We start from the raw sequence: 19,630 nt of genomic DNA, 5'->3' as shown, positions 1-19,630 counted from the left end.
GCCTGATCGAGGAGAGAATCCGTGAACATTAAGAACATCTCAAAGCCGGTCAGGTCGTATGCACTGAAAGCCTGCCTTACCGCTGCACTCACGGTGACCTGCAGCCTGCACACCGACACTGCCAAGGCAGGCATGCCCGTGATCGACTACACCGCGATCTCCCAGGCAGCCATCAACTTCCAGAAGGAACTGCTCCAGTGGGGAAAGACCCTGGCGCACTACGGTCAGGTCATGCAGCACTACACTGAGCAGGCGGCGTTCTGGCAACAGCAGCTCAACAAGCTTCAGTCACTCGATCTGGACCTCTTTCAGCTCGAGCAGAACTTCACGACGATCGATCAGAACTACGGTGTAGACATCATGTGCCCGGGCGCATCGTCCAGCATCATCGATAAGGTGACATCTTCGCTTACATCGCTGGTCAATCCAAACTCTGACGTCCTCGGCCAACAGAAGACAATCTGCGCAAACATCGTTCGTACAGAGAATCGGAAGTACAACGATACCGTCCTCTACCTTCAGTCATTGCGCAAGCAAACGGACAACTTCCTACAGATCACAGCCATGCGCTTGACTCAGATCGGTAATTCACCCGGAAACACCGAAGGCTTGACCCAGGAAACCGAGCGCTATTCGGCCAACATGGAACTAGCGAAGACCAAATGGGAGTCGAGCATGCAGCAATACGACATTCAGCTCAATCTTCTCAAGCAACAACAGACCGTCCTTGCACGCCGCGCACTTAACGGCCAGGACAGCGTTTGGGGACAAGTGGTCAATACCGTTGCACTGAAGATCGCGCTTACCGGTAACCAGTGACTCGTCGTACAGGCCAACAACGCGCGATCGCTCGCGCAACGACATATTCAGCTGCGACGATGCGGCATCGGGATGAGGGAACATGCAGGACGTAACCGCGTATATCTACTATCGGCTCATATACGACTTCTTGAGCAAGAAAATCGAGACCTTTGGTTTCGATATGATGAGCCGCATCGCGGAATGGGCTGCTGCTTTCGCGCTCATCCTCGTCACTATCTGGATCCTCGTCCAGGGCTACCGTGTGCTCACCGGCCAGATGCGCGAGCCGCTCATGGGCCTTGTCCTGTCCATGGGTCGCATCGCGGTCATTGTTGGCGTCGCCACCACCATGGCTTTCGGTGGGACCGATCTCAAGGTGTTCCTGACCGACACCCTGGACAAACAGGTCCACGAGTTCTTTACGGGGAAGACCGACGAAACGACAAGGGACGCTATCGATAAGAACCTTGGCTGGACCCAGCTCGCACTCGCCACGATTAGTGCGGTGCAAGTTGTTCCAGGTGACCAGGAATCGCAGGACGCGAAATCCCGCGCGGAACTCCTGGCGGCTTTTGGTACGGCTAGCCCCCCCATGGCTGCGGGCGCCATGCTTCTCCTCTACCAATTCGCAATCGCCCTCTTCATCGGCCTTGGGCCACTGTTCATCCTGTGCCTGATATTTGATCAAACTAAGGATCTGTTCCGACGATGGCTGATGTATGGGCTGGGAACGATTTTCTCGATGGCGCTCCTCAGCGTCGTCGCGTCGATGGTGTTGGACCTGATGATTGCCGTAAACGAGGCGATGTGGGGTGCGAAGATCGCTAACAAGCTCCTGGGTACGGATGCCGAAGGCTTGAGTTCGCTGGCGCTGCAGCAAGGCGGCATCGGCCTATTGCTCACTACGCTTATCGTCTCCGTTCCACCGATGGCTGCAATGTTCTTCCAAGGTACGCTGGGGAGCGCCCTAACATACTCCGTATTTAGTGGTACCGGTGGCAGACCGGGCCCACAGGGGCAGCCACCCGGCTCTTATGGTTCTCCGCCATCGCCGGCTGCGACGACAACGGGGCCGCAGATGGGTTCTACCGCAGGGCAGACGTACAATTCGTCCACGCGCATGAACGGAACTACCGCTCCGAATCGCGATGTAACTAAAACGACTTCATAAGCAGTGAACGAACACCCATGAATCTTCGATACGCTTACATAGCACGAGGAATGGCTCTTCTGATCGCACTTCTCGTTTCAAGTGCCACTTTCGCAGAAGGCGGCTGTCCTCCCGGTCAATATCCGCAGCAAGGACAGGGATGGAGGACATGCGTACCAATACCAGGTGCCCAGACCGACCAGGCGATTCAACCCCCGCCTCCCGCGTACGTCTCGCGGTGGGGCGCGGTTGCGTCGACGAGCGGTACGAACGCTGTCTTCGGCATTGTTTCCGATGAGGCGGATCGAGGGGCTGCCGAGCAGGCGGCAGTGTCTGAATGCATCAACCGTGGAGGGGATAATTGCAAGGTTAACTTCGTCTACGCAAATCAATGCGTCGCCGTGATCGCAATTCCAAACCACCCGAATCTACCATTCACCGGAAGCACAGAAGAGAATGCGACCAAACGGGGCCTCGATCATTGCGGCACCGAAGGAATATCCGGTTGCGAGGTCTATTATTCCGGCTGCAGCCAGCCGCAACGCATACGGTAGGTAGTGCACGCCATCTTCTCGCTTTTCTCGCTATGGCGCTTCTCAGCGTCATGGCGAATGGTGTTGGACTTGATGATCATTGTGTCAGTGCCACCAATGGCGGCCATGTTCTTCCAGGGCACGCTTGGTAGCTTCCTGACCTACTCGGCATTCTCGGGTGCAGGCGGCGCCTTTGGGCCTAATGGGCAGCCGGCTGGGTCGTGGTCGTCGCATTCAGTTGCCAAGGATCCACCTGGTCGAGTGGGCAATCAAGAAACATCTCAGTCGCCGGGCGCATTTGCAGGGCGTACGCCTGGAATTCCTCATGCCGCTCAAGCTGACCAAGTAAAATCCGCTCCTCCGCAATACCGAGCCTAACCGATGATGAAGTTTCTACTCGTCCTAATTCTATTAGCTTGCTCATCAGCGTGCTGGGCTGAGGGCGGATGTCCGCCTGGCCAATACCCACAGCAAGGGCAAGGTTGGAGAAGCTGTGTCCCAATGCCGGGGCAAGCGAACGGCCAGCAGAATGAAGTTCCCGCCCGGTGGGCCGACCGTTGGCAAGCAATTGCTACCGACACGACGAAAGCGGTTCTCGGTACATCGAAAGACTTATCGTCGATGAGCGAAGCGGAAGGTTCAGCGATGACCGACTGTAAGTCAAAGGGCGGAACTGACTGTCGAATCGCAATATCGTACGCGAATGGATGCATCGCGATGTCCGTCGGAACGACGGTCCTCTCCACGGGCTACGGGATCTCAAAATCCGAAGCAGAGAAATCGGCCGCGGCCGTTTGCACGAGCAAGGGTGATTCAACATGCTCCGTTTATTATTCCGAGTGTAGCTACGCCCAAAGACTGCAGTGATCGATGACGACTGATATGTGATTCGCGATCGATGATGAAGCGCTTTGCACTACTTGTGCTTTCGTTCTTCTTCGCGCATGTCGCACACGCAGAAAGCGGCTGAAGAAGAGGCGATGAAGAATTGCACAGCGTCAAATTCGACCAATTGTTATGTGTACTTCTCGAAGTGCGTAGAACCCGTCATCCGGTAGCGTAGCATTCTCAGTAGTACTACTGACCACCAATCAATCCTGACGATTCATGATGCAAGAGGTGGCCAAAGATTAGTTCGGAGAGAGTGATGTTTTCGCTGGCAAGGCTTCCTTTGTTCATTCTGCTGATTGTCAGCTGTAGCACGTACGCAGAGGGAGGCTGCCCGCCCGGACAGGTCCCACAGCAAGGGAACGGTTGGATGGCTTGCGTTCCATCTGGCAGTGCTTCACCAAGTGGATCGTCAAGTGAATTTGTCGGCCCTTCGTACGAGGCCCGCTGGATAGCCCTCGCAACCGACAACGCGAAGGCGCTTCTGGGTAAGTCGAGCGAAAGTGGGACTGAAGATGCAGCGAAGGGGAGCGCCATGTCCGACTGCGTGACCCAAGGTGGAACCGCTTGCCATGTTGTCGTAACTGCAAAGAATGGCTGCGTCGCAATGGTTGTTGGCGATCATCGACTAGCGACTGAATCGGCTCCCACAAAGAAAGCGGCCGAGGATAAGGCTACCCAATCGTGCGTCGACAACCCAGATACCAATTGTAGCGTCTACTATTCGGTTTGCGTCGCTCCCATCCTTCGATGAAGCAGGCGTGCTTTTAGTGCTCACCTGTTGTCGCAAGCGTTGGTGATGTCGATGCGTCAATGGATGCACCATGTGAAGAGCCAAATCAATGTCATCCCAGCAGCCCTATAAGAGACCACACCAGGCAAGTTATCGATGAACCATCTACATATCGCGCTCGCTGCCAGCTTCGCCATCGCCTCGCTCTCGGGCGTTGCCCAGGCAGCGCCCACCCTACCCGCCCACCACCGCGACTACGCCACCGCCCCCATCGACGGTAGCCGCCAATGCAAGGTAGGCATCACCACCGACGCCGATGGCATGCACGCCAAGGGCTTGGTCTATGTCACCGATGGCAAAACCATCACCTGGTCGACCACCCTGAAACTGCCGGAATTCACCGAGCAAGCGCGCGCCACGCATTGCGTGCAATCAGGCAAGTCGCTGTACGTACTGGTGCAGGGTGACACCAACACCGCTCCTTCCCTTTCGCAGACCCTGATGAACGTCGCGCAGCTCGATGCCGCGACAGGCAAGGTGCAGGCCATGGAGTATGTGGACCTTGCCGATGTGAAGGGCGCTTTCAGCGCATCGGTGGATACCGATGCCAGTCATTTCCGGGTCACCACCCCGGAAACCATCGAAGTCACGGGCAAGTATGTCCTTACCGACGCACCGGACGCGTCTCACGACTTCACGGTCACGGTGACGATACCGCTGGCCAAATAAATCCACCCGATCCACCAGGAGTTACAACATGGGTAGCAAAGAGCAGTTCATAGCCGACCTTTACCCGGCGGCGCTTAAGGTAAGCAAGGAAACCGGCCTTTCCGTGGAGCTCACGCTCGCGCAGGCCGCCGGCGAAACCGGCTGGGGCGAGAAGATCCTCCCCGGCACGCACAACCTGTTCAACATCAAGGCCGACCCCAGCTGGCACGGGCCGACCAAGACCTTCCAAGTGTGGGAAATCGAGCACGGCAAGAAGGTCTGGAAAGACCAGGAGTTCCGCGTATACGGCTCCTATGAAGAAGCCATCGCTGACCGCGCGAAGTTTCTCAAGGAGAACCCGCGCTACGGCAAGGCTGGCCTGTTCGACCAGGGCACCCTCGGCAACCTCGAAAAGGAAGCTGATGCGCTGAAGAAAGCCGGTTACGCCACGGATCCCGACTACGCCACCAACATGCGCGCGATCTACGCCGGCCGCACCATGCGCCACGGCATCGAACTCGCCACAGGCCACGCACAGGAAGCCGGCCACGCCGCACCCCAGGCCGCCACGAGCACTTCGCTGAAGCAAGGCGCCCATGGCGATCGCGTGCACAACATGCAGGCCGAACTCATCGCCCTGGGATACGCCAAACAACTGGGCAGCACCGTCGCCGATGGCAAATTCGGCCAGCACACCGAGGACGCGGTGAAGGCCTTCCAGCGCGACCACCACCTCAAGGAAGACGGCATCGCGGGCAAGAACACCCTGAATGCCATGCATGAGGCCGTCAAGGCGGAATCGCAGAAGCACCAGGCCGATGCCGCCCACAAGGCCGCTTCCCTTGCCGATCCCGCGCACGCAGGGCACCCCGTGTTCCGCGATGCTCTGGCAGGTGTGCAGAAGATCGATGCCGAGCACAACCGCGCGTCGGGCCCCGACAGCCACCAGCTCGCCGGTGCCGTCGCGGCTTCAGCCATCTGCACGGGTATGCAGCGCATCGATAGCGTCATGCTCAATGACAACGCCACGCGCGTCTTCGCCGTGCAGGGTGAGCTCAACTCGCCCTTCAAGCAGGTCGCAAGCGTGGATGTGCTGCAAGGATTGCAGACGCCCCTGGCGCAGAGCACGCAGCAGGTCGACCAGTACCTGCAGCAAGCGCCCCAGGCACAACACACGCAGAACCCGCAGCAGGTGCAGGCTCCCCAGCCCGTCCAGCCCGGGATGTGATCCAACGGGCCGCCTCCTACCCGGAGGCGGCCCCACCGGCGCGTGAAGTCCCGACACGGCTCACAGCCCATTTCCACGGTTTCACCTAACGTAAGCCACACCCTGCCAACGCGGAGCCCATCGCCACCATGAAACCCGTAACACGCTACCGCCTGGCAGCCATCCTCCTGCTCGCCACGCCAGCCTGGGCCCACGCGCAAATCGCCAACCCCTACGCCAAACCTGCCGCCGCACCGTCCGCTCCCCAGGACAAAGGAACCAAGATGGATGACCTCAAGTCGTTTGCGACGGGTGGCGCCAAGATCCTCGAATCCACCAAGGGCGACCTCACGGGTGATGGACGCCAGGGCGCGGTGCTGATCATCGATCCGCCGGGCGGCGAGAACGCGAAGCTGGGCGAGGGCCCTGCGCGTGACGTGGTGCTGGTCGTGCCCGACGCCACCGGCCACCTGCAGAAGGCCGCGTCAAACCTACGAATCGTCCCATGCGCTACCTGCGGCGGCGTGGCCGGCGATCCCTACGGCTACACCAAGGTCGCCAAGGGCCAGTTCACCATCGTCAACGGCGGTGGCAGCCGTGAGCGCTGGTCCGATGAATACACCTTCACGTGGTCCGCCGCCCGCAAGGACTGGTTGGCCAGCCACGTGGTGCGTAAGGTCACCGATAGCGATACCGGCAAGGAGAAGATCGTGGATCTCTCGGCGAAGGAGCTGGGCGACGTCCCGTTCAAGGACTTCGACCCGAGCCACTTCCAGGAGCCCACCCTGCCCTGATCGTGTTTGTTTCACCACCGCCAAGGCTGGCGGTGTTCGTGCCCAGGGCTGGGCGCTTCAGTAAGTCAAACAGGAGCTTCACATGGCGATTGATCGTGAAACACAGGTCCTCACCGACGCGTATGCCGCCGGTATTCGGGATCCGAAAGAACTGGCCAACTTCATGGCCCAGGTCACCCACGAATCCAATGGGCTGAACCGGCTCGAAGAGAGCTTTCGCTACACCCGCAATATCCAGCAGATTCCCGTGCAATCCGCGTGGCGTGAAGGCGCCGAGCCGCTTGAAGCGGCGCGCAAGGAAGCCCTGCAGGGCAAGCCCGAAAAGCTCGCCGAACTCATGTACGGCGGCCGCAACGGCAACGACGAACCGGGCGATGGCTGGAAGTACCACGGCCGCGGCTACATCCAGCTCACCGGCAAGGACAACTACGCCGCCGCCGGCAAGGCGCTCGACCTCGATCTGGTCAAGCACCCCGAACTCGCTGCCGATCCGCAGAACGCCTCCAAGATCGCGACCTGGTATTGGGAAAACCGTGTGCCCGAAGCCGCACGCGATGATGTCAAAGCGGCAACCAAAGCCGTCAACGGCAAGTACAACGGCCTGGAAGACCGCGAGCAGCGCTTCGCCGACTGGCAGAAACGCTTGACCCCGGAAGTGATGGACCGCCTTGCCAGTGGCCAGGTCGGCCAGACCGCGCCCACGCACACCACCCCGCCCACCGAGCGCACGCTGAAGGACGGCATGGATGGCGAGGACGTCCGCAAACTCCAGGCCGACCTCGCCCGCCTGGGCTACAAAGATGCCCACGGCCGCGATCTGCACACCGATGGCAAGTTCGGACCCGGCACCAAGGCCGCCCTCGAATCGTTCCAGCGCGACCACAAGCTCGATGCCGATGGCGTGGCCGGCCCGAAAACCCGCGAAGCCATCGCCGCACAAAAACACCTCGATAACCAGAAGATCGACAAGGCCGCCCTGACCAACCCGGCCAACCCCGACAACGCGATGTTCGAGCAAGCGCGCAAAGGCGTGCACGCCATCGACACCGCCATGAACCGTACACCCGACCAGGCCAGCGCCAACCTCTCCGCCGCCATCGCCGCACAAGCGAAGAAGGAGGGCCTGAGCAAGATCGACCACGTCGTCCTAAGCGACGACGGCAGCAAGGCCTACGCCGTACAGGGCGACCTGAACTCACCGCTGAAGAAGATGGCCGAGGTGCAGACGGCCCAGGCGGTGAATACGCCGGTGGAGCAGAGTGCGGCGGCGATGGCAGCTACTACACGTGCGCAGCCGGAACCGGCCCAGCAGCAACAGCAACAGACGCAGCAGCCCGGCAGGTAGCCGCGCCGACCCAATGAGCCGCTTCCCTACCTTCACGGAATCCTTCATGAGTCGACTCGCCAACCTTCGTGCTTTCGCTTGCGCTGTCCTGTTTGCCGCCGTCCCAGCAGCGCAGGCCGCTTCGGCACCCAGCATGTGTCACCGTGGCGATGAGGCCATGATGTCCTGCCCCCTGGCCAAGGGCGGCAAGACCGTCTCGATGTGCGCCAAAGCTGATAAGACGTTCTATTACGCCTACGGCAAGCCTGGCGTGAAACCCGACATGGTCTGGCCCACCGATGGCGCGCTGTCGACCGGCCTCACCTTTACGCATCTCATGTACGCCGGCGCCACGGGCGGTAATGCTTTCGCGTTCTCGAACGACGGCTACAAGTACATCGTCTATGCCATCTCCGGCACGGGATTCGAAGATGGCGGCGTCATCGTGAGGAAAGACGGCCAGAAGAAACCGGTCAAAGACTCCGGCTGCGCTGATGGCGCGAAGACTGAATCCGACAAGTCCGAGCTTTACGACGCCGCCAGGGCCCTGCCTGAAGATCCGGACATCGCGGCGCATGGGCTGCCGAGAGGCTGAGGAGACAATCGATGAATTTCCGCGCTCTCATCAAGAGACCGATCGCCGCCATTCTCGTTAGCGCTGAGTTGGCAGCCTGTCAGCCCTCTCAAGGGCCGTCTGCGCCTGCGCCAACTTCACCGCCACCTTCCGCGGCCGCCGTTGTGCCCGGCGCTCCGGTAACGGCTTGCCCTGCCACCACGTTCGACGGGTTTCTGACCAAGTTCACCGATGATTTGGCCGTGCAGAAGCGGTACGTCGCCAATCCTCTCGAGAGCGACACCGTGGATGCCAATGCGGAACCCGAACCCACCACGGTGAAGAAGATGCTCACCAAGGGAGAGGTCGTTTTTCCGGTCATTCCCAGTTCGTCCATGCAAGGCAAGGATGGCCTTGTACTGAAGCAGACGCCCGAAGAAAGCGGTGGCTTTGCGGTTGAACTCGCGAAACCGGACACCGATGACCAGATGACGTTTCACTTCCGCCCGGCCGACGGCTGCTGGCAACTTTATCGAACCGAAGACGATTCACTTTGACCCGACGCCAGTGACCCGATGAGCTTCCTCACTTCGCACAAGGAACCCAGCATGCATCATCCGACGCTCCGTCGCGCCGCGGCAGCCGTCCTGCTTACTGCCACGCTGCTCTCGGCCGCCATCGCCCAAGCCGCTACCCCCGCACAGGCAGCGTCCGCCGCCGCACGCCTCGCGAAGATGGCACCGGGCTCGACGACGTCCTGCAAGGTTGGCAAGGGCGGCAACATCGATTGCCTGGTTGATAGCGTGCAGACCAGCGTTTCGGAATGCGCCGGCGACTACGCATGGGGCCAGGTCGGCGAAAAGGATGGCGTGACCCTGGAATCGACGTTCGACAAGGCCAAGGCGAAGCCCACGGCACACCTGGCCAGCCGCCAGTTCGTGTGTGTGGCGGCCACCGCAGGCAACCACCAGCTGCCCGATCGCTTCTACATCATCGCCTTCCCGGTGAAGAACGTACCCGGTTGCAAGGAGAACGAACTGTGCCAGGAACGCCCGCAGGCGTGGGTAGGCACGAAGCCCGCCGGCCCGTGCCAATGGGTCGGCAAGGAGGGCGATTTCACCGGCGCATGCGCCGCCGGATGGGTGAGCCCTGACAGCATCGAAGTTTTCTCGATGGGTCTGCAGTAATCAAAGGAACGCACAGGAGTTACACATGAGCCGAGATATCTACGACCAGGCCAAGTACCACTTCATGGACCGTGGTGAGCATTACGAATACGGCCGCCCCGACGGGACGACCACGCTGAAGAACGGCAACGTCACCGACCGCAGCCGCACCGAACAGGATCTGGACCACGACGGCCTGCGCGGCGTCGACTGTTCGTCCTTCGTTTGGCGTGGCATGAAAAACGCCGGCTATGACGTAGGCAACGAGCCCTTCAGCACCCATGCGCTGTACGAAGGTAATCACATCACCAAGTACTCGCGCGATCATTTCGATGTCATCTCCGGAGCCGATGCAGCGAAGCACAACGGCGATCTGCAGCCCGGCGACATCCTGATGCTGAAGGCAAAGCACGGCAGCAACCAGCACGTCGCCATCTTCAATGGCTACGACAAGGACGGCAATATCGAATTCATCGGCTCGCAGACCAGCACCGGCCCCGCCAAGGTCACGATGACCGACGGCAGCTACTTCGCGACCAAGATGGAAGTGGTCGGTGCGCTCCGTGCCAAACCCGAGTTTCGTACGCATGAGCCCGTCGCCATACCCGGGCACCCTCAGGCCGCTGCCGCCCCGACCGCCAAAACATCCGAGCAGCATGCAGCCCCTACGCCCCCCTCCACCGCGGCGAAACCCCATGGCGAGGCCCTGCGCAAGGGCGACAACAACGATGACGTGAAGCGCGTTCAGGAGTCGCTGAAGCACCTTGGCTACCACGACGAGCGTGGCCGGGCATTGGTGCCCGATGGCGATTTCGGCACGCACACCAAGGCGGCAGTGGAATCCTTCCAGCGCGCCCATGGCCTCGAACCCGATGGCATCGTCGGCAAGAAGACCTTGGATGCCATCCACGCGCAGGAACGCACGGGCCCGCGACTAGATTCCGAGGCCCACCCAGACCACCCGCTCTTCCGCCAGGCCCAGGCCGCCGTACACAAACTCGATGCGCAGCAGGGCCGTACGCCGGACCACATCAGCGATCGCCTTTCCGCCGCGGCCACCGTTGCCGCTCGCAAAGAGGGCATGACCGGCGTGGATTCGGCCGTGCTGAACCAGGATGGCAGCAAGGTCTATGTGGTGCAGGGTGAGATGAACTCCCCCTTCAAGCAGCTGGCCGAAGTGAACACGCAGCAGGCGATCAACACCTCGATCGAGCAGAGCTCGGTGCAGTGGAAGCAGATCGCCGATCAGCAGGCGGCGACCCAGGCCACGCAGCAGACGCAACACCAGCAAGCCCCGGCCCCGCAGCAACCTGCATCCACGCAGGGCCACTGAGCGCGCGGTTCGCCGCGCATCCGTTCGTCAACCAGGAGCTACCCATGGCAAATGAACTTGCTAAACCCGCCCGGCACGCCGGAAGGAGGAAGACGTGAACCCGACCCGATGGCGACGACATGTCGCTACCGCATCCCTGTTCCTTGCCCTGCCCTTTTCCGCTACCGGTGCCACCATGAACAAGCCTGACATCAAGCTCAACCCGAACCCGCGCATGCGCTACGAAATCACCATCGAGGTGAACGATGCGCCGGGCCCGTTCGACACCGTCGATGCAAACATCAACTACCGGGTGAGCAACGACGCGTGCGTGCCGCTGACGCCGGTCGTCGGCGCCACGGTGGCGCCGACGCGGCGCGAGCCGATCAAGCTCACCCATGCCGGCGGCAACACCTATAAGGGCGAATTCTTCGCCGACCTGCTCCAGGACGAGGATTACTACGGCAAGGGCGTCTGCCATTGGTCCGTGGTCTCGGCCGATGTGGAAGCACGCAAGGGCAAGATGGATTTCGCCTCGTCGGTGTTCAACGAAGACATCTTCAACCACAAGGAAGTCACCCGCTTCTACGCGAACCGTGCCTACGCCGAAGACCAGACCGCCCTGGTCAATAGCGGCAACCCGGATCGCAGCCAGTTCAAGGATCCCGCCAAGACCTTCTCCATCACGCTGCGCGCGGCGGAGAAAGCCTTATGACGTTCCGATCAACTGACTACGCGCTGCTCGCGCAGGAGAGCTACCACGATAGCCAGGTCGATGCCGACGTCAAACTCGATGGCGTTGCGTACAAGGTCTTCGCCACCACCGATGACCCGCTGACCGGCTTCCAGGCCACGGCGTACCAGCGCCAGGATACCGGCGAGGTCGTGATCGCCTACCGCGGCACGGAGTTCGATCGCCAGCCCGTGCGCGATGGCGGCGTCGATGCCGGCATGGTGCTGCTCGGCATCAACGCCCAGGCTCCCGCTTCCGAGGCCTTCACCCGCGAAGTGATCGAGAAAGCGACGCACGAAGCCGAGCTCAACGATCGCGCACCGCAGATCACCGTCACCGGCCACTCCCTCGGCGGCACCCTCGCCGAGATCAACGCCGCCAGGTACGGCCTGCACGGCGAGACCTTCAACGCCTATGGCGCAGCCAGCCTCAAGGGCATCCCCGAGGGCGGTAACACCGTCATCGACCATGTCCGCGCCGGTGATCTTGTCAGCGCGGCCAGCCCGCACTTTGGCGAGGTCCGCACGTACGCGGCCCAGCAGGATATCGATACCCTGCAGAAGGCCGGCTACCGCGATGACAGCGGAATCCTGAGCCTGCGCAACCCGATCAAGGCCACGGATTTCGATGCGCACGCCATCGATAACTTCGTGCCCAACAGCAAGCTGCTCGGCCAGTCGATCATCTCACCCGAGAACGTGGCGCGTTACGACGCCCACAAGGGCATGGTCGATCGCTACCGAGATGACGTGGCCGACATCCGTAAGGGCATCTCCGCGCCGTGGGAAATCCCCAAGGCCATCGGCGACCTGAAGGACAAGCTGGAGCACGAAGCCTTCGAACTCGCCGGCAAGGGCATCCTCGCGGTGGAGCACGGTATCGAGAACGTCGTGCACGAGGCAAAGGAAGGTTTCGAACATCTCAAGGAGGGCTTCGAGCACGTCAAGGACGAGATCAGCGAAGGCATCCACGCCGTGGAAGAGAAAGCATCCAGTGCGTGGCATACCCTCACCCATCCCAAGGAATGGTTCGAGCACGACAAGCCCAAGGTGACCCTGGACCACCCGGACCACCCCGACCATGCCCTGTTCAAGCAGGCGCAGGGCGCGGTGCACACACTCGATGCCTCGCACGGCCGCACTCCCGACAAGACCAGCGACCAGATCGCCGGCTCGCTGGTGGTATCGGCTCGCCGTGACGGCCTCGAACGGGTAGACCGCGCCGTTCTCAGCGATGACGCCAACCGACTGTACGGTGTGCAGGGCGCGGTGGACTCGCCGCTGAAGCAGGTCACCGAAGTGAACACGGCCACCGCCGCGCAGACATCGCTCCAGCAGAGCAGCGTGGCCTGGCAGCAACAAGCAGAGATCGCGCGACAGAACCAGGCGACAAGCCAGGCTCAGCGCATGGAACAGCAGGTGCCCCCGCAGGCACCCGCGCACGGCATGTAATCCATACGGACGAGAGAGAGATGAGTAAAACCAAGGGGTATTGGGCAGCCGGTTTGTTCGTGGCTGCCTTGTTGATAGGCGAGATATTCGCGGGCTGGCTGACGCTGCTGTTCCTGGGGCTGAAAGATGTCGCCCTCGGTTTCACCACCTATATCGCCTACGTGCGGGTGCTGGATGTGCCGCAGTACGGCCCCTATGCATGGAAGATCAAGGCCGCCGGTGCCGTTGGCTTCGGCGTGCCCTTGCTCTGCTGGCTTGTCGTGCTGGTCGTGCTGCTCAGGAAGAAGAAGCAGACCATGCACGGCGACGCCCGTTTCGCCCGCTCGGGCGACCTGCGCAAGCAGAAGATGCTGGACCCCGCTCCCAATGGCGTGCTCGTCGGCCGCTTCAAGGGCGACCTGGTCCGCCTGCCCGGCCAGCAGTTCGTGATCCTTGCCGCGCCTACCCGCTCCGGCAAGGGCGTGGGCGTGGTGATCCCTAACCTGCTGGATTACCAGGAATCCGTGGTGGTCCTCGACATCAAGCAGGAAAACTTCGACCTGACCAGCGGCTGGCGCAAGGAACAGGGCCAGGAGATCTACCTGTTCAACCCGTTCGCGGAAGACCGCCGTACGCACCGCTGGAACCCGCTGAGCTACGTCTCGAAGGATCCGGCCTTCCGCGTGTCCGACCTGATGAGCATCGCCTCGATGCTTTACCCCGATGGTTCCGACGACCAGAAGTTCTGGGTAAGCCAGGCGCGTAACGCCTTCATGGCCTTCTCGCTGTACCTGTGCGAGAAGTGGGACCACGACGAGAAGAACGGCCTGCCCACGATCCTTCGTGACAAGCCGACGCTGGGCATGATCTACCGCCTTTCGTCTGGCGACGGCACCGACCTGCGCGAACTCTACGGCGCCATGTCGCAGAAGCCGTTCCTCAGCCCGAACGCCAAGTCCGCCTTCGCCAACATGCTCTCGCAGGCGGCGGAGACCTTTGCCTCGATCCTGGGCACCTTCAAGGAACCGCTGAACGCCTGGATCAACCCGGTGCTGGATGCGGCCACCAGCGACGACGACTTCCTGCTCACCGACGTGCGCAAGAAGAAGATGACCATCTACATCGGCATCCAGCCGAACAAGCTGGCCGAAAGCCGCCTCATTGTGAACCTGTTCTTCAGCCAGCTCATCAACCTCAATACGAAGGAGCTGCCGCAGAACAACCCGGAACTGAAGCACCAGTGCCTGCTGCTGATGGACGAGTTCACCTCGATCGGCAAGGTGGAGATCATCGCCTCGGCCGTCTCCTACATGGCCGGCTACAACATCCGCCTTCTGCCCATCATCCAGAGCATGGCCCAGCTCGATGCGGTGTACGGCAAGGATGTGTCACGCACGCTCATTACCAACCACGCCCTGCAGATCGTCTACGCCCCGCGCGAACAGCAGGATGCCAACGACTACTCCGAGATGCTCGGCTACACCACGGTGACCAAGAAGAACGTCACCAAGAGCAAGGGCGGCGACACCCACAGCAAGACCGAGGAAAAGCGCGCGCTCATGCTCCCGCAGGAACTCAAGGCCATGGGCACCGATAAGGAAGTGTTCTTCTACGAAGGCATCCCACACCCGGTGATGTGCGAGAAGATCAAGTATTACCAGGACAAGTACTTTACGTCGCGGCTGCTTAAGAAGGCTGAGATTCCGACGTTGGCGGTGTAAGGTGATGTCGATGGATATAACAGCGATAAGTAGTGGTCGAAGCGGGCTCGTCATCGGGCTCGCGACGCTTGCCTGCCTTTCGACTGCGTGCAGCCATCCGCCCTCTACCGCAGTGGGAGAGACGAACCCGACCCCTCATAAACGGTACTCACTTGAGGCCGAGATACGAGATTCTCCCGGCCCGATCGATCGTGTAACCGCAGACGCAACCTACGAGGTCGAGAACACATCCTGCGTTCCGCTCACCCCAGTATCCGGGGTGAGAAAGATCCCGCGCCATGTCATGGCGCTACCTCTAACGCGCGATCGTGATGGCTACAAGGCGGAGTTCTTCGCGGATGGAATGGTCGACGGCGATTATTACGGGCAAGGGGTATGCCACTGGAAGCTCATCTTGGTCGGCTTTCGTGCCATTCGGAAGGCCCGGCAGTTTGACGCCGTCATTCGTCCATTCGGCGAATATGCCCAAGGCAAGACCTCAACATTTTTCGCTAATAATTCCTACGATCGCGCGTCCGAAGGGCAAATTGATACCGGACTCTACGACAAATCGGGATTCAAGCACTCAGAGCAAACTTTTGGCATCGTTCTGACGGTGGCGCCTTGATGAATCCGATAAGGTCATTTTCTCGGTCGCACAGGCGACAAAATCCTGAAGGCAGAGCAGTGCGCCGAACTGCCATCCAGCCGAGCCGAGCGGGTCTGACGCTTCTTGCGGGCCTGCTCGCTGTTAGCTGCAGCCATGGATCCGGTGAACCAAACGTTCAGATCAATCCTCAGCCGAAACAAATCTTTCACCTGCTCGCGTCCATCAAGAACGCTCCCGGCCCCTTCGATAGCGTCGAGGCCACCGCATCCTATGAGGTGGAGAACTGGCCCTGCGTTCCCTTAGCGCCGGTGTCGGGCGTACGAAACGTTCCCCACCACACCCTCTCGTTACCAGTGACAAAGGTTGGTGACGTATACCAGGCAACGTTCGCCACAGATGCGCTGATCGACGGTGATTACTACGGACGCGGAATATGCCATTGGCACCTCACGTCTGCGGGAGTCTCAATACGCCACAAGAACCGGAAGTTCGACGCGTCCGTCGCGCCGCCTTCGGACGGCCGGGAAACATCTACGGCGCCCTACTTCTCCATCGAGTCATACGAGGACTCGGCGGAGTCACTTATCGACACGGGCCTTCGCGACAGGTCCGAGCTAACGCAGCCGGATAAGGCCTTTCAGATTCAGCTTAATGCCAGGGAGGCAACCCCATGAACGAACGAACCAACGAATACGCACACCTCGCCTCCGCCTCTTACGACGAGCGCCTGCAGGTCGGAAAGGAGGTGATAGCGGGAGGCAAGAAATTCGAAGTCATTGACTCCGCCAAGAGCCTCTTCACGGGGTTCTCAGCGACAACCTTCCGAGAGAGAGAAAGCAACAACGTGGTGATCGCATTCCGCGGAACTGACGATCCGCTCGATGGCGCGGTCGACGGAATCATGGTCAGCCACCGAATCGACCTTCAGGCCATCGAATCTGAACGTTACACGGAAGCAACGCTCAAGAAGGCTCTTCCGCGCGGAAGTCATGTCGACGCCCACGATGCGATAACCGTCACCGGCCATTCCCTAGGCGGTGGCCTGGCTCAGCTGAACGCCGAGAAATTTGGCCTGCGCGGTGAAACGTTCAATGCATACGGCATTGTGGGCCTCCGTGGTCACGATCAATCCGGCGGCGACCAGATGATCAATCATGTTCGCGCGACGGATCTTGTCAGTGCGTCAAGTGAGCACTTCGGGCAAGTTCGCATCTACGCGACATCGTCAGATATCGCCGCCCTTAAAGCCGCAGGCTATGGCACGGCCGGACACCACGGCCTCGGAGATATCTACCGCGCCGGGGATGTCAGCGCGCACTATATGGAAAATTTCGACGACAAGCCGGGGAACCCGACTGTCGTTAATGCGGTGACGGCGCATCGGTACGAGGACAACAAGGCCCTCGTTGATGCCTTCCGCCACGACGTTCTGACACGCCGGACCACCCTGACGTCTGACCTCGATCAGCCAACCCTTATCGGCGTTCGCGCTATGCGCGGTCCGGCTGAGGCCGTCGTTACAACGATAGCGGGACAGACTTTGTACACAGCCGCGCAGGCCGAACAGGGTGTACGGATGGCGAACCATGCGGGGCATGACGTGATTAATGCGGCGCGCGGAGTCGCAAACCAAGTTTCCGAGCGCTTTTCCGACCCTCACATCGTCCACGGTCTGGGCACGGCGACGTATGGCGCATCCCTTCCCACGCCTCACGCGAACGATGCGGACTTGCGCCATTTCGACCACCCCGGGCACGCCCTCTATGAGCAGGCCCACAAGGGGGTATCGGCTGTTGATGCGAAGCTCGGCCGGTCGCCCGATGGCAATAGCGAAAAGCTCGCCGCCTCGATCACCATCGCCGCAGCCCGCGACGGTCTCCAGCGAATCGACCACGTCATCCTCAACGGCGACGGTAGCAAGGCCTTCGGTGTGCAGGGCGAGCTGAATTCGCCGTTCAAGCAGATCGTGCAGGTGGATACCGCGCAGGCCATCAAGACGCCGCTTGAGCAGTCGTCGCAGCAATGGCATGGCGCTGTCGCGGCACACCAGCAAGAGGTGGCGCAGCAGGCGGCGAGGAACCAGGATCAGGCCCAAACGCAGGTTCAGACACAAGCGGCCATTCGTCCTCACGGGCCCTGACATACAAAAGGGGCGACTATGCGCCGCCCCTCCCCTGTTCCCGGCCGTAGAGGCTCTCGTTAGCGCGACATCGTCGGCTGACTCTGTTGCCGGCTCTGCTGTTGCTTCTGATCCTGCGCCGGTTGCGCCTGGGTCTGCGCCGGCTACTGCCAGTTCGCCCCGCTCCGCTCGAGCGGCTGTTTCACGGGCTGGGCGGTGTCGACCTGGGCGATCTGCTTGAAGGGTGAAGTCAGGTCGCCCTGCACGGCGTAGGCGCGTGAGCCATCCTCACTCAGCATCACGTGGTCGATCCGCGAGAGGCCTTGGGCATGCGCGGCATTGGCTAGCGCGCCAGCAAAGTTGTGGCTTTGCTGGTCGGTGGTGCGGCCCTGCTTGGCATCTACGTCGCTCACGCCCTACAGGGCCTGCTTGTACATCTCATGGCCCGGATGCCGTGGGTCGACGAGCGAACCACCATTCCTATGCGACGGGCACCATGCCGGCGGCCTTTTACGGGGTGAGGCGAGCCTCGAGCACGGCCGCACGTTGCGCCGTTTCACGCAGATCGCACTGGTTCGAATCGAGCATCGCGCCCGTGCCGCCAGCCTGGTCAGGTGCGCACGCCTTGTCTCGGCTCGCGATCCAGGCGCGTTCCTCATCCCGCAATGCCGTCCGCTGCGCATCAGCCATGGACTTTCGCAGTTTTTGGTATGCCACGTTCAGCCGCTTGTCCTGAAAATCGTGTTCTGTGCCGATACAGTCGTTCAGGGCAGCCGTAACGCCCCCAGAAGCCTTTACACAAGCGTAGTATGCCGGGCGAAAAGGCTTAGCGTCATCGGTGGCGGTGTCACCACCTGTGGCATAGGCGCTGGCCGAAAACAATGAGCCAACGATTGCCACCATTACAAAGACAAACCTGATCACGTAAAGCTCTCCCTAATTGCATATCTGGAAACGTACACCATCGCGCGATACCACGCCGATACATCGATGGCCGTCAATCCAGCGCTTTGCACTTCGTATCCTTGGGAACATCACCACCCTTCGGCTTGCGGCCAAGGACAACGTACCTGTCGAACTTGCCTTCGGCCGGCATACCGGACGTGCGGTACCAGGCGAGCTTGTTGCCTTCGCTGGCCATATAGCCGGCGACATCGCCGTAGGCCGGGCAGGCAGGGTAGCCGCGATCGGCCGAGTCCTCGGCGCAAAAGCGGATAAACACCTTGCCATCACGCCATTCGCCCTTGAATCGGCCCTGGCTACCGGAGTTACGGGTGCCATCGGACCACGTACCTTCTACCTGGGGCGACGTCTTCTGCACGTTGATCTCGGCGTTGTGTCCGGAATTGCAATCGGTGCGGTAGGCCCACTCGCCGGCCAGTGAAGCTGGACCGCTGCCGGCATTGGATTTCATGGAGGCCGTCGGGCGCTTCTCGAGTTCATCGGCGCGAAAGCTGGTCTGCGCGGTCGTGCATTCGTTCTTGACGACGGTGCCAGCGGATACCTTGCACGAGGTATCGCGCCCGATGATCCACTGTCGCTCTTCAACGCGCAGTGCCTTGCGACCGGGATCATCGAGCGATTGAGACAATTTCTTGTACGCGGCGTTGAGGCGCACATCCGCAGCATCGTAGGCGGCGTTCGCTTCCTGCGGCGCGGGCGCTGCCGCGACGGTGTGGGCAAGCGCGAGAGCGGTGAAACCGATTAGCCAGCTGCGGCGACGCGTCGTCTTCGTATCCTTAAGCACGAACATTGGAACTCCTGTGGTGGTCACTCTGATCCCTGCGCGGGACGGTACCAGTCGGGGTGTGACGATGTCCGTGACAAGGCCCGCACTCCACAAGTAGCCGGCTCATGCGCCGATTTTCT

The 19,630-nt window shown here is 60.9% G+C and carries 22 protein-coding genes; 18 read left to right on the top strand and 4 right to left on the bottom strand.

Annotated elements, in window-relative coordinates; genetic code table 11:
- Window positions 1–21 precede the first annotated feature (21 nt).
- From L2Y97_RS06815 to L2Y97_RS22510, 3 genes are all read left to right on the top strand, one after another.
- Window positions 22–819, top strand: coding sequence for a hypothetical protein (locus tag L2Y97_RS06815; protein WP_247434672.1), 798 nt, complete (start codon window positions 22–24; stop codon window positions 817–819).
- A gap of 82 nt (window positions 820–901) precedes the next feature.
- A complete protein-coding gene (locus tag L2Y97_RS06810) occupies window positions 902–1,972 on the top strand; it encodes a TrbL/VirB6 family protein (protein ID WP_247434669.1) in 1,071 nt (356 codons plus the stop codon).
- 17 nt (window positions 1,973–1,989) lie between these two features.
- Complete coding sequence (locus tag L2Y97_RS22510; RefSeq protein WP_425492831.1) at window positions 1,990–2,505, top strand: DUF4189 domain-containing protein; 516 nt, start codon at window positions 1,990–1,992, stop codon at window positions 2,503–2,505.
- Here L2Y97_RS22510 and L2Y97_RS06805 read toward each other — a convergent pair.
- Window positions 2,469–2,627 carry a hypothetical protein gene (locus L2Y97_RS06805; protein WP_247434666.1) on the bottom strand — a complete coding sequence of 53 codons (159 nt, stop codon included), beginning with the start codon at window positions 2,625–2,627 and terminating at the stop codon, window positions 2,469–2,471. The two genes, L2Y97_RS22510 and L2Y97_RS06805, sit on opposite strands and share 37 nt — an antisense overlap.
- A gap of 238 nt (window positions 2,628–2,865) precedes the next feature.
- On the opposite strand from L2Y97_RS06805, the gene L2Y97_RS22505 reads away from it, so the two are divergent.
- The 15 genes from L2Y97_RS22505 (at window position 2,866) to L2Y97_RS06740 (ending at window position 17,782) form a co-directional block, all read left to right on the top strand.
- The gene (locus L2Y97_RS22505) at window positions 2,866–3,351 is read left to right on the top strand and encodes a DUF4189 domain-containing protein (protein ID WP_425492830.1); all 486 of its coding nucleotides are present in this window, start codon (window positions 2,866–2,868) and stop codon (window positions 3,349–3,351) included.
- 280 nt (window positions 3,352–3,631) lie between these two features.
- Entirely contained in the window at window positions 3,632–4,126 is a 495-nt protein-coding gene (locus L2Y97_RS22500; RefSeq protein WP_425492829.1) for a DUF4189 domain-containing protein, read from the top strand.
- Between the two features lie 135 nt (window positions 4,127–4,261).
- Window positions 4,262–4,834, top strand: a complete 573-nt coding sequence (locus tag L2Y97_RS06800; RefSeq protein ID WP_247434664.1) for a hypothetical protein — start codon at window positions 4,262–4,264, stop codon at window positions 4,832–4,834.
- A gap of 28 nt (window positions 4,835–4,862) precedes the next feature.
- A complete protein-coding gene (locus L2Y97_RS06795) occupies window positions 4,863–6,041 on the top strand; it encodes an XVIPCD domain-containing protein (RefSeq protein WP_247434661.1) in 1,179 nt (392 codons plus the stop codon).
- Window positions 6,042–6,169: 128 nt separating this feature from the next.
- A complete protein-coding gene (locus L2Y97_RS06790; RefSeq protein ID WP_247434658.1) occupies window positions 6,170–6,814 on the top strand; it encodes a hypothetical protein in 645 nt (214 codons plus the stop codon).
- 82 nt (window positions 6,815–6,896) lie between these two features.
- Window positions 6,897–8,159, top strand: coding sequence for an XVIPCD domain-containing protein (locus tag L2Y97_RS06785; RefSeq protein ID WP_247434655.1), 1,263 nt, complete (start codon window positions 6,897–6,899; stop codon window positions 8,157–8,159).
- Window positions 8,160–8,205: 46 nt separating this feature from the next.
- Window positions 8,206–8,733: a hypothetical protein gene (locus L2Y97_RS06780; RefSeq protein ID WP_247434652.1), complete on the top strand. Its 528-nt coding sequence runs from the start codon at window positions 8,206–8,208 to the stop codon at window positions 8,731–8,733.
- 11 nt (window positions 8,734–8,744) lie between these two features.
- On the top strand, window positions 8,745–9,248 hold the full coding sequence (locus L2Y97_RS06775) for a hypothetical protein (protein WP_247434650.1): 504 nt from the start codon (window positions 8,745–8,747) through the stop codon (window positions 9,246–9,248).
- A gap of 51 nt (window positions 9,249–9,299) precedes the next feature.
- Window positions 9,300–9,878, top strand: a complete 579-nt coding sequence (locus L2Y97_RS06770; protein ID WP_247434647.1) for a hypothetical protein — start codon at window positions 9,300–9,302, stop codon at window positions 9,876–9,878.
- Window positions 9,879–9,903: 25 nt separating this feature from the next.
- The gene (locus L2Y97_RS06765; RefSeq protein ID WP_247434644.1) at window positions 9,904–11,190 is read left to right on the top strand and encodes a peptidoglycan-binding domain-containing protein; all 1,287 of its coding nucleotides are present in this window, start codon (window positions 9,904–9,906) and stop codon (window positions 11,188–11,190) included.
- 94 nt (window positions 11,191–11,284) lie between these two features.
- Window positions 11,285–11,884, top strand: coding sequence for a hypothetical protein (locus tag L2Y97_RS06760; protein ID WP_247434642.1), 600 nt, complete (start codon window positions 11,285–11,287; stop codon window positions 11,882–11,884).
- A complete protein-coding gene (locus L2Y97_RS06755) occupies window positions 11,881–13,353 on the top strand; it encodes an XVIPCD domain-containing protein (protein WP_247434639.1) in 1,473 nt (490 codons plus the stop codon). Before L2Y97_RS06760 ends, L2Y97_RS06755 begins: the two co-directional genes overlap by 4 nt.
- A 20-nt stretch (window positions 13,354–13,373) precedes the next feature.
- On the top strand, window positions 13,374–15,053 hold the full coding sequence (locus tag L2Y97_RS06750; protein ID WP_247434637.1) for a type IV secretory system conjugative DNA transfer family protein: 1,680 nt from the start codon (window positions 13,374–13,376) through the stop codon (window positions 15,051–15,053).
- Between the two features lie 259 nt (window positions 15,054–15,312).
- Window positions 15,313–15,660: a hypothetical protein gene (locus tag L2Y97_RS06745; RefSeq protein WP_247434634.1), complete on the top strand. Its 348-nt coding sequence runs from the start codon at window positions 15,313–15,315 to the stop codon at window positions 15,658–15,660.
- 652 nt (window positions 15,661–16,312) lie between these two features.
- Window positions 16,313–17,782, top strand: coding sequence for an XVIPCD domain-containing protein (locus L2Y97_RS06740; RefSeq protein WP_247434631.1), 1,470 nt, complete (start codon window positions 16,313–16,315; stop codon window positions 17,780–17,782).
- Between the two features lie 143 nt (window positions 17,783–17,925).
- On the opposite strand, the gene L2Y97_RS06735 is transcribed toward L2Y97_RS06740, so the two are convergent.
- The 3 genes from L2Y97_RS06735 to L2Y97_RS06725 form a co-directional block, all read right to left on the bottom strand.
- Complete coding sequence (locus L2Y97_RS06735) at window positions 17,926–18,174, bottom strand: XVIPCD domain-containing protein (protein ID WP_247434629.1); 249 nt, start codon at window positions 18,172–18,174, stop codon at window positions 17,926–17,928.
- Window positions 18,175–18,271: 97 nt separating this feature from the next.
- Window positions 18,272–18,685: a lysozyme inhibitor LprI family protein gene (locus L2Y97_RS06730; protein WP_247434626.1), complete on the bottom strand. Its 414-nt coding sequence runs from the start codon at window positions 18,683–18,685 to the stop codon at window positions 18,272–18,274.
- A gap of 73 nt (window positions 18,686–18,758) precedes the next feature.
- On the bottom strand, window positions 18,759–19,514 hold the full coding sequence (locus tag L2Y97_RS06725; RefSeq protein ID WP_247434624.1) for a lysozyme inhibitor LprI family protein: 756 nt from the start codon (window positions 19,512–19,514) through the stop codon (window positions 18,759–18,761).
- Window positions 19,515–19,630: the final 116 nt, after the last annotated feature.

It is taken from the genome of Luteibacter aegosomatissinici (assembly GCF_023078495.1).
Taxonomy (GTDB): Bacteria; Pseudomonadota; Gammaproteobacteria; order Xanthomonadales; family Rhodanobacteraceae; genus Luteibacter; species Luteibacter aegosomatissinici.
Note: the sequence above shows the minus strand (reverse complement) of the source record. Positions and strands in the feature narration are given on the sequence as shown.

Bases quoted from the DNA above. Each gene is read 5' to 3' on its own strand.
- L2Y97_RS06810 (WP_247434669.1), top strand. From the start codon at position 902: ATGCAGGACGTAACCGCGTATATCTACTATCGGCTCATATACGACTTC.
- L2Y97_RS22510 (WP_425492831.1), top strand. From the start codon at position 1,990: ATGAATCTTCGATACGCTTACATAGCACGAGGAATGGCTCTTCTGATC.
- L2Y97_RS22505 (WP_425492830.1), top strand. From the start codon at position 2,866: ATGATGAAGTTTCTACTCGTCCTAATTCTATTAGCTTGCTCATCAGCG.
- L2Y97_RS22500 (WP_425492829.1), top strand. From the start codon at position 3,632: ATGTTTTCGCTGGCAAGGCTTCCTTTGTTCATTCTGCTGATTGTCAGC.
- L2Y97_RS06800 (WP_247434664.1), top strand. From the start codon at position 4,262: ATGAACCATCTACATATCGCGCTCGCTGCCAGCTTCGCCATCGCCTCG.
- L2Y97_RS06795 (WP_247434661.1), top strand. From the start codon at position 4,863: ATGGGTAGCAAAGAGCAGTTCATAGCCGACCTTTACCCGGCGGCGCTT.
- L2Y97_RS06790 (WP_247434658.1), top strand. From the start codon at position 6,170: ATGAAACCCGTAACACGCTACCGCCTGGCAGCCATCCTCCTGCTCGCC.
- L2Y97_RS06785 (WP_247434655.1), top strand. From the start codon at position 6,897: ATGGCGATTGATCGTGAAACACAGGTCCTCACCGACGCGTATGCCGCC.
- L2Y97_RS06780 (WP_247434652.1), top strand. From the start codon at position 8,206: ATGAGTCGACTCGCCAACCTTCGTGCTTTCGCTTGCGCTGTCCTGTTT.
- L2Y97_RS06775 (WP_247434650.1), top strand. From the start codon at position 8,745: ATGAATTTCCGCGCTCTCATCAAGAGACCGATCGCCGCCATTCTCGTT.
- L2Y97_RS06770 (WP_247434647.1), top strand. From the start codon at position 9,300: ATGCATCATCCGACGCTCCGTCGCGCCGCGGCAGCCGTCCTGCTTACT.
- L2Y97_RS06765 (WP_247434644.1), top strand. From the start codon at position 9,904: ATGAGCCGAGATATCTACGACCAGGCCAAGTACCACTTCATGGACCGT.
- L2Y97_RS06755 (WP_247434639.1), top strand. From the start codon at position 11,881: ATGACGTTCCGATCAACTGACTACGCGCTGCTCGCGCAGGAGAGCTAC.
- L2Y97_RS06750 (WP_247434637.1), top strand. From the start codon at position 13,374: ATGAGTAAAACCAAGGGGTATTGGGCAGCCGGTTTGTTCGTGGCTGCC.
- L2Y97_RS06740 (WP_247434631.1), top strand. From the start codon at position 16,313: ATGAACGAACGAACCAACGAATACGCACACCTCGCCTCCGCCTCTTAC.
- L2Y97_RS06725 (WP_247434624.1), bottom strand. From the start codon at position 19,514: ATGTTCGTGCTTAAGGATACGAAGACGACGCGTCGCCGCAGCTGGCTA.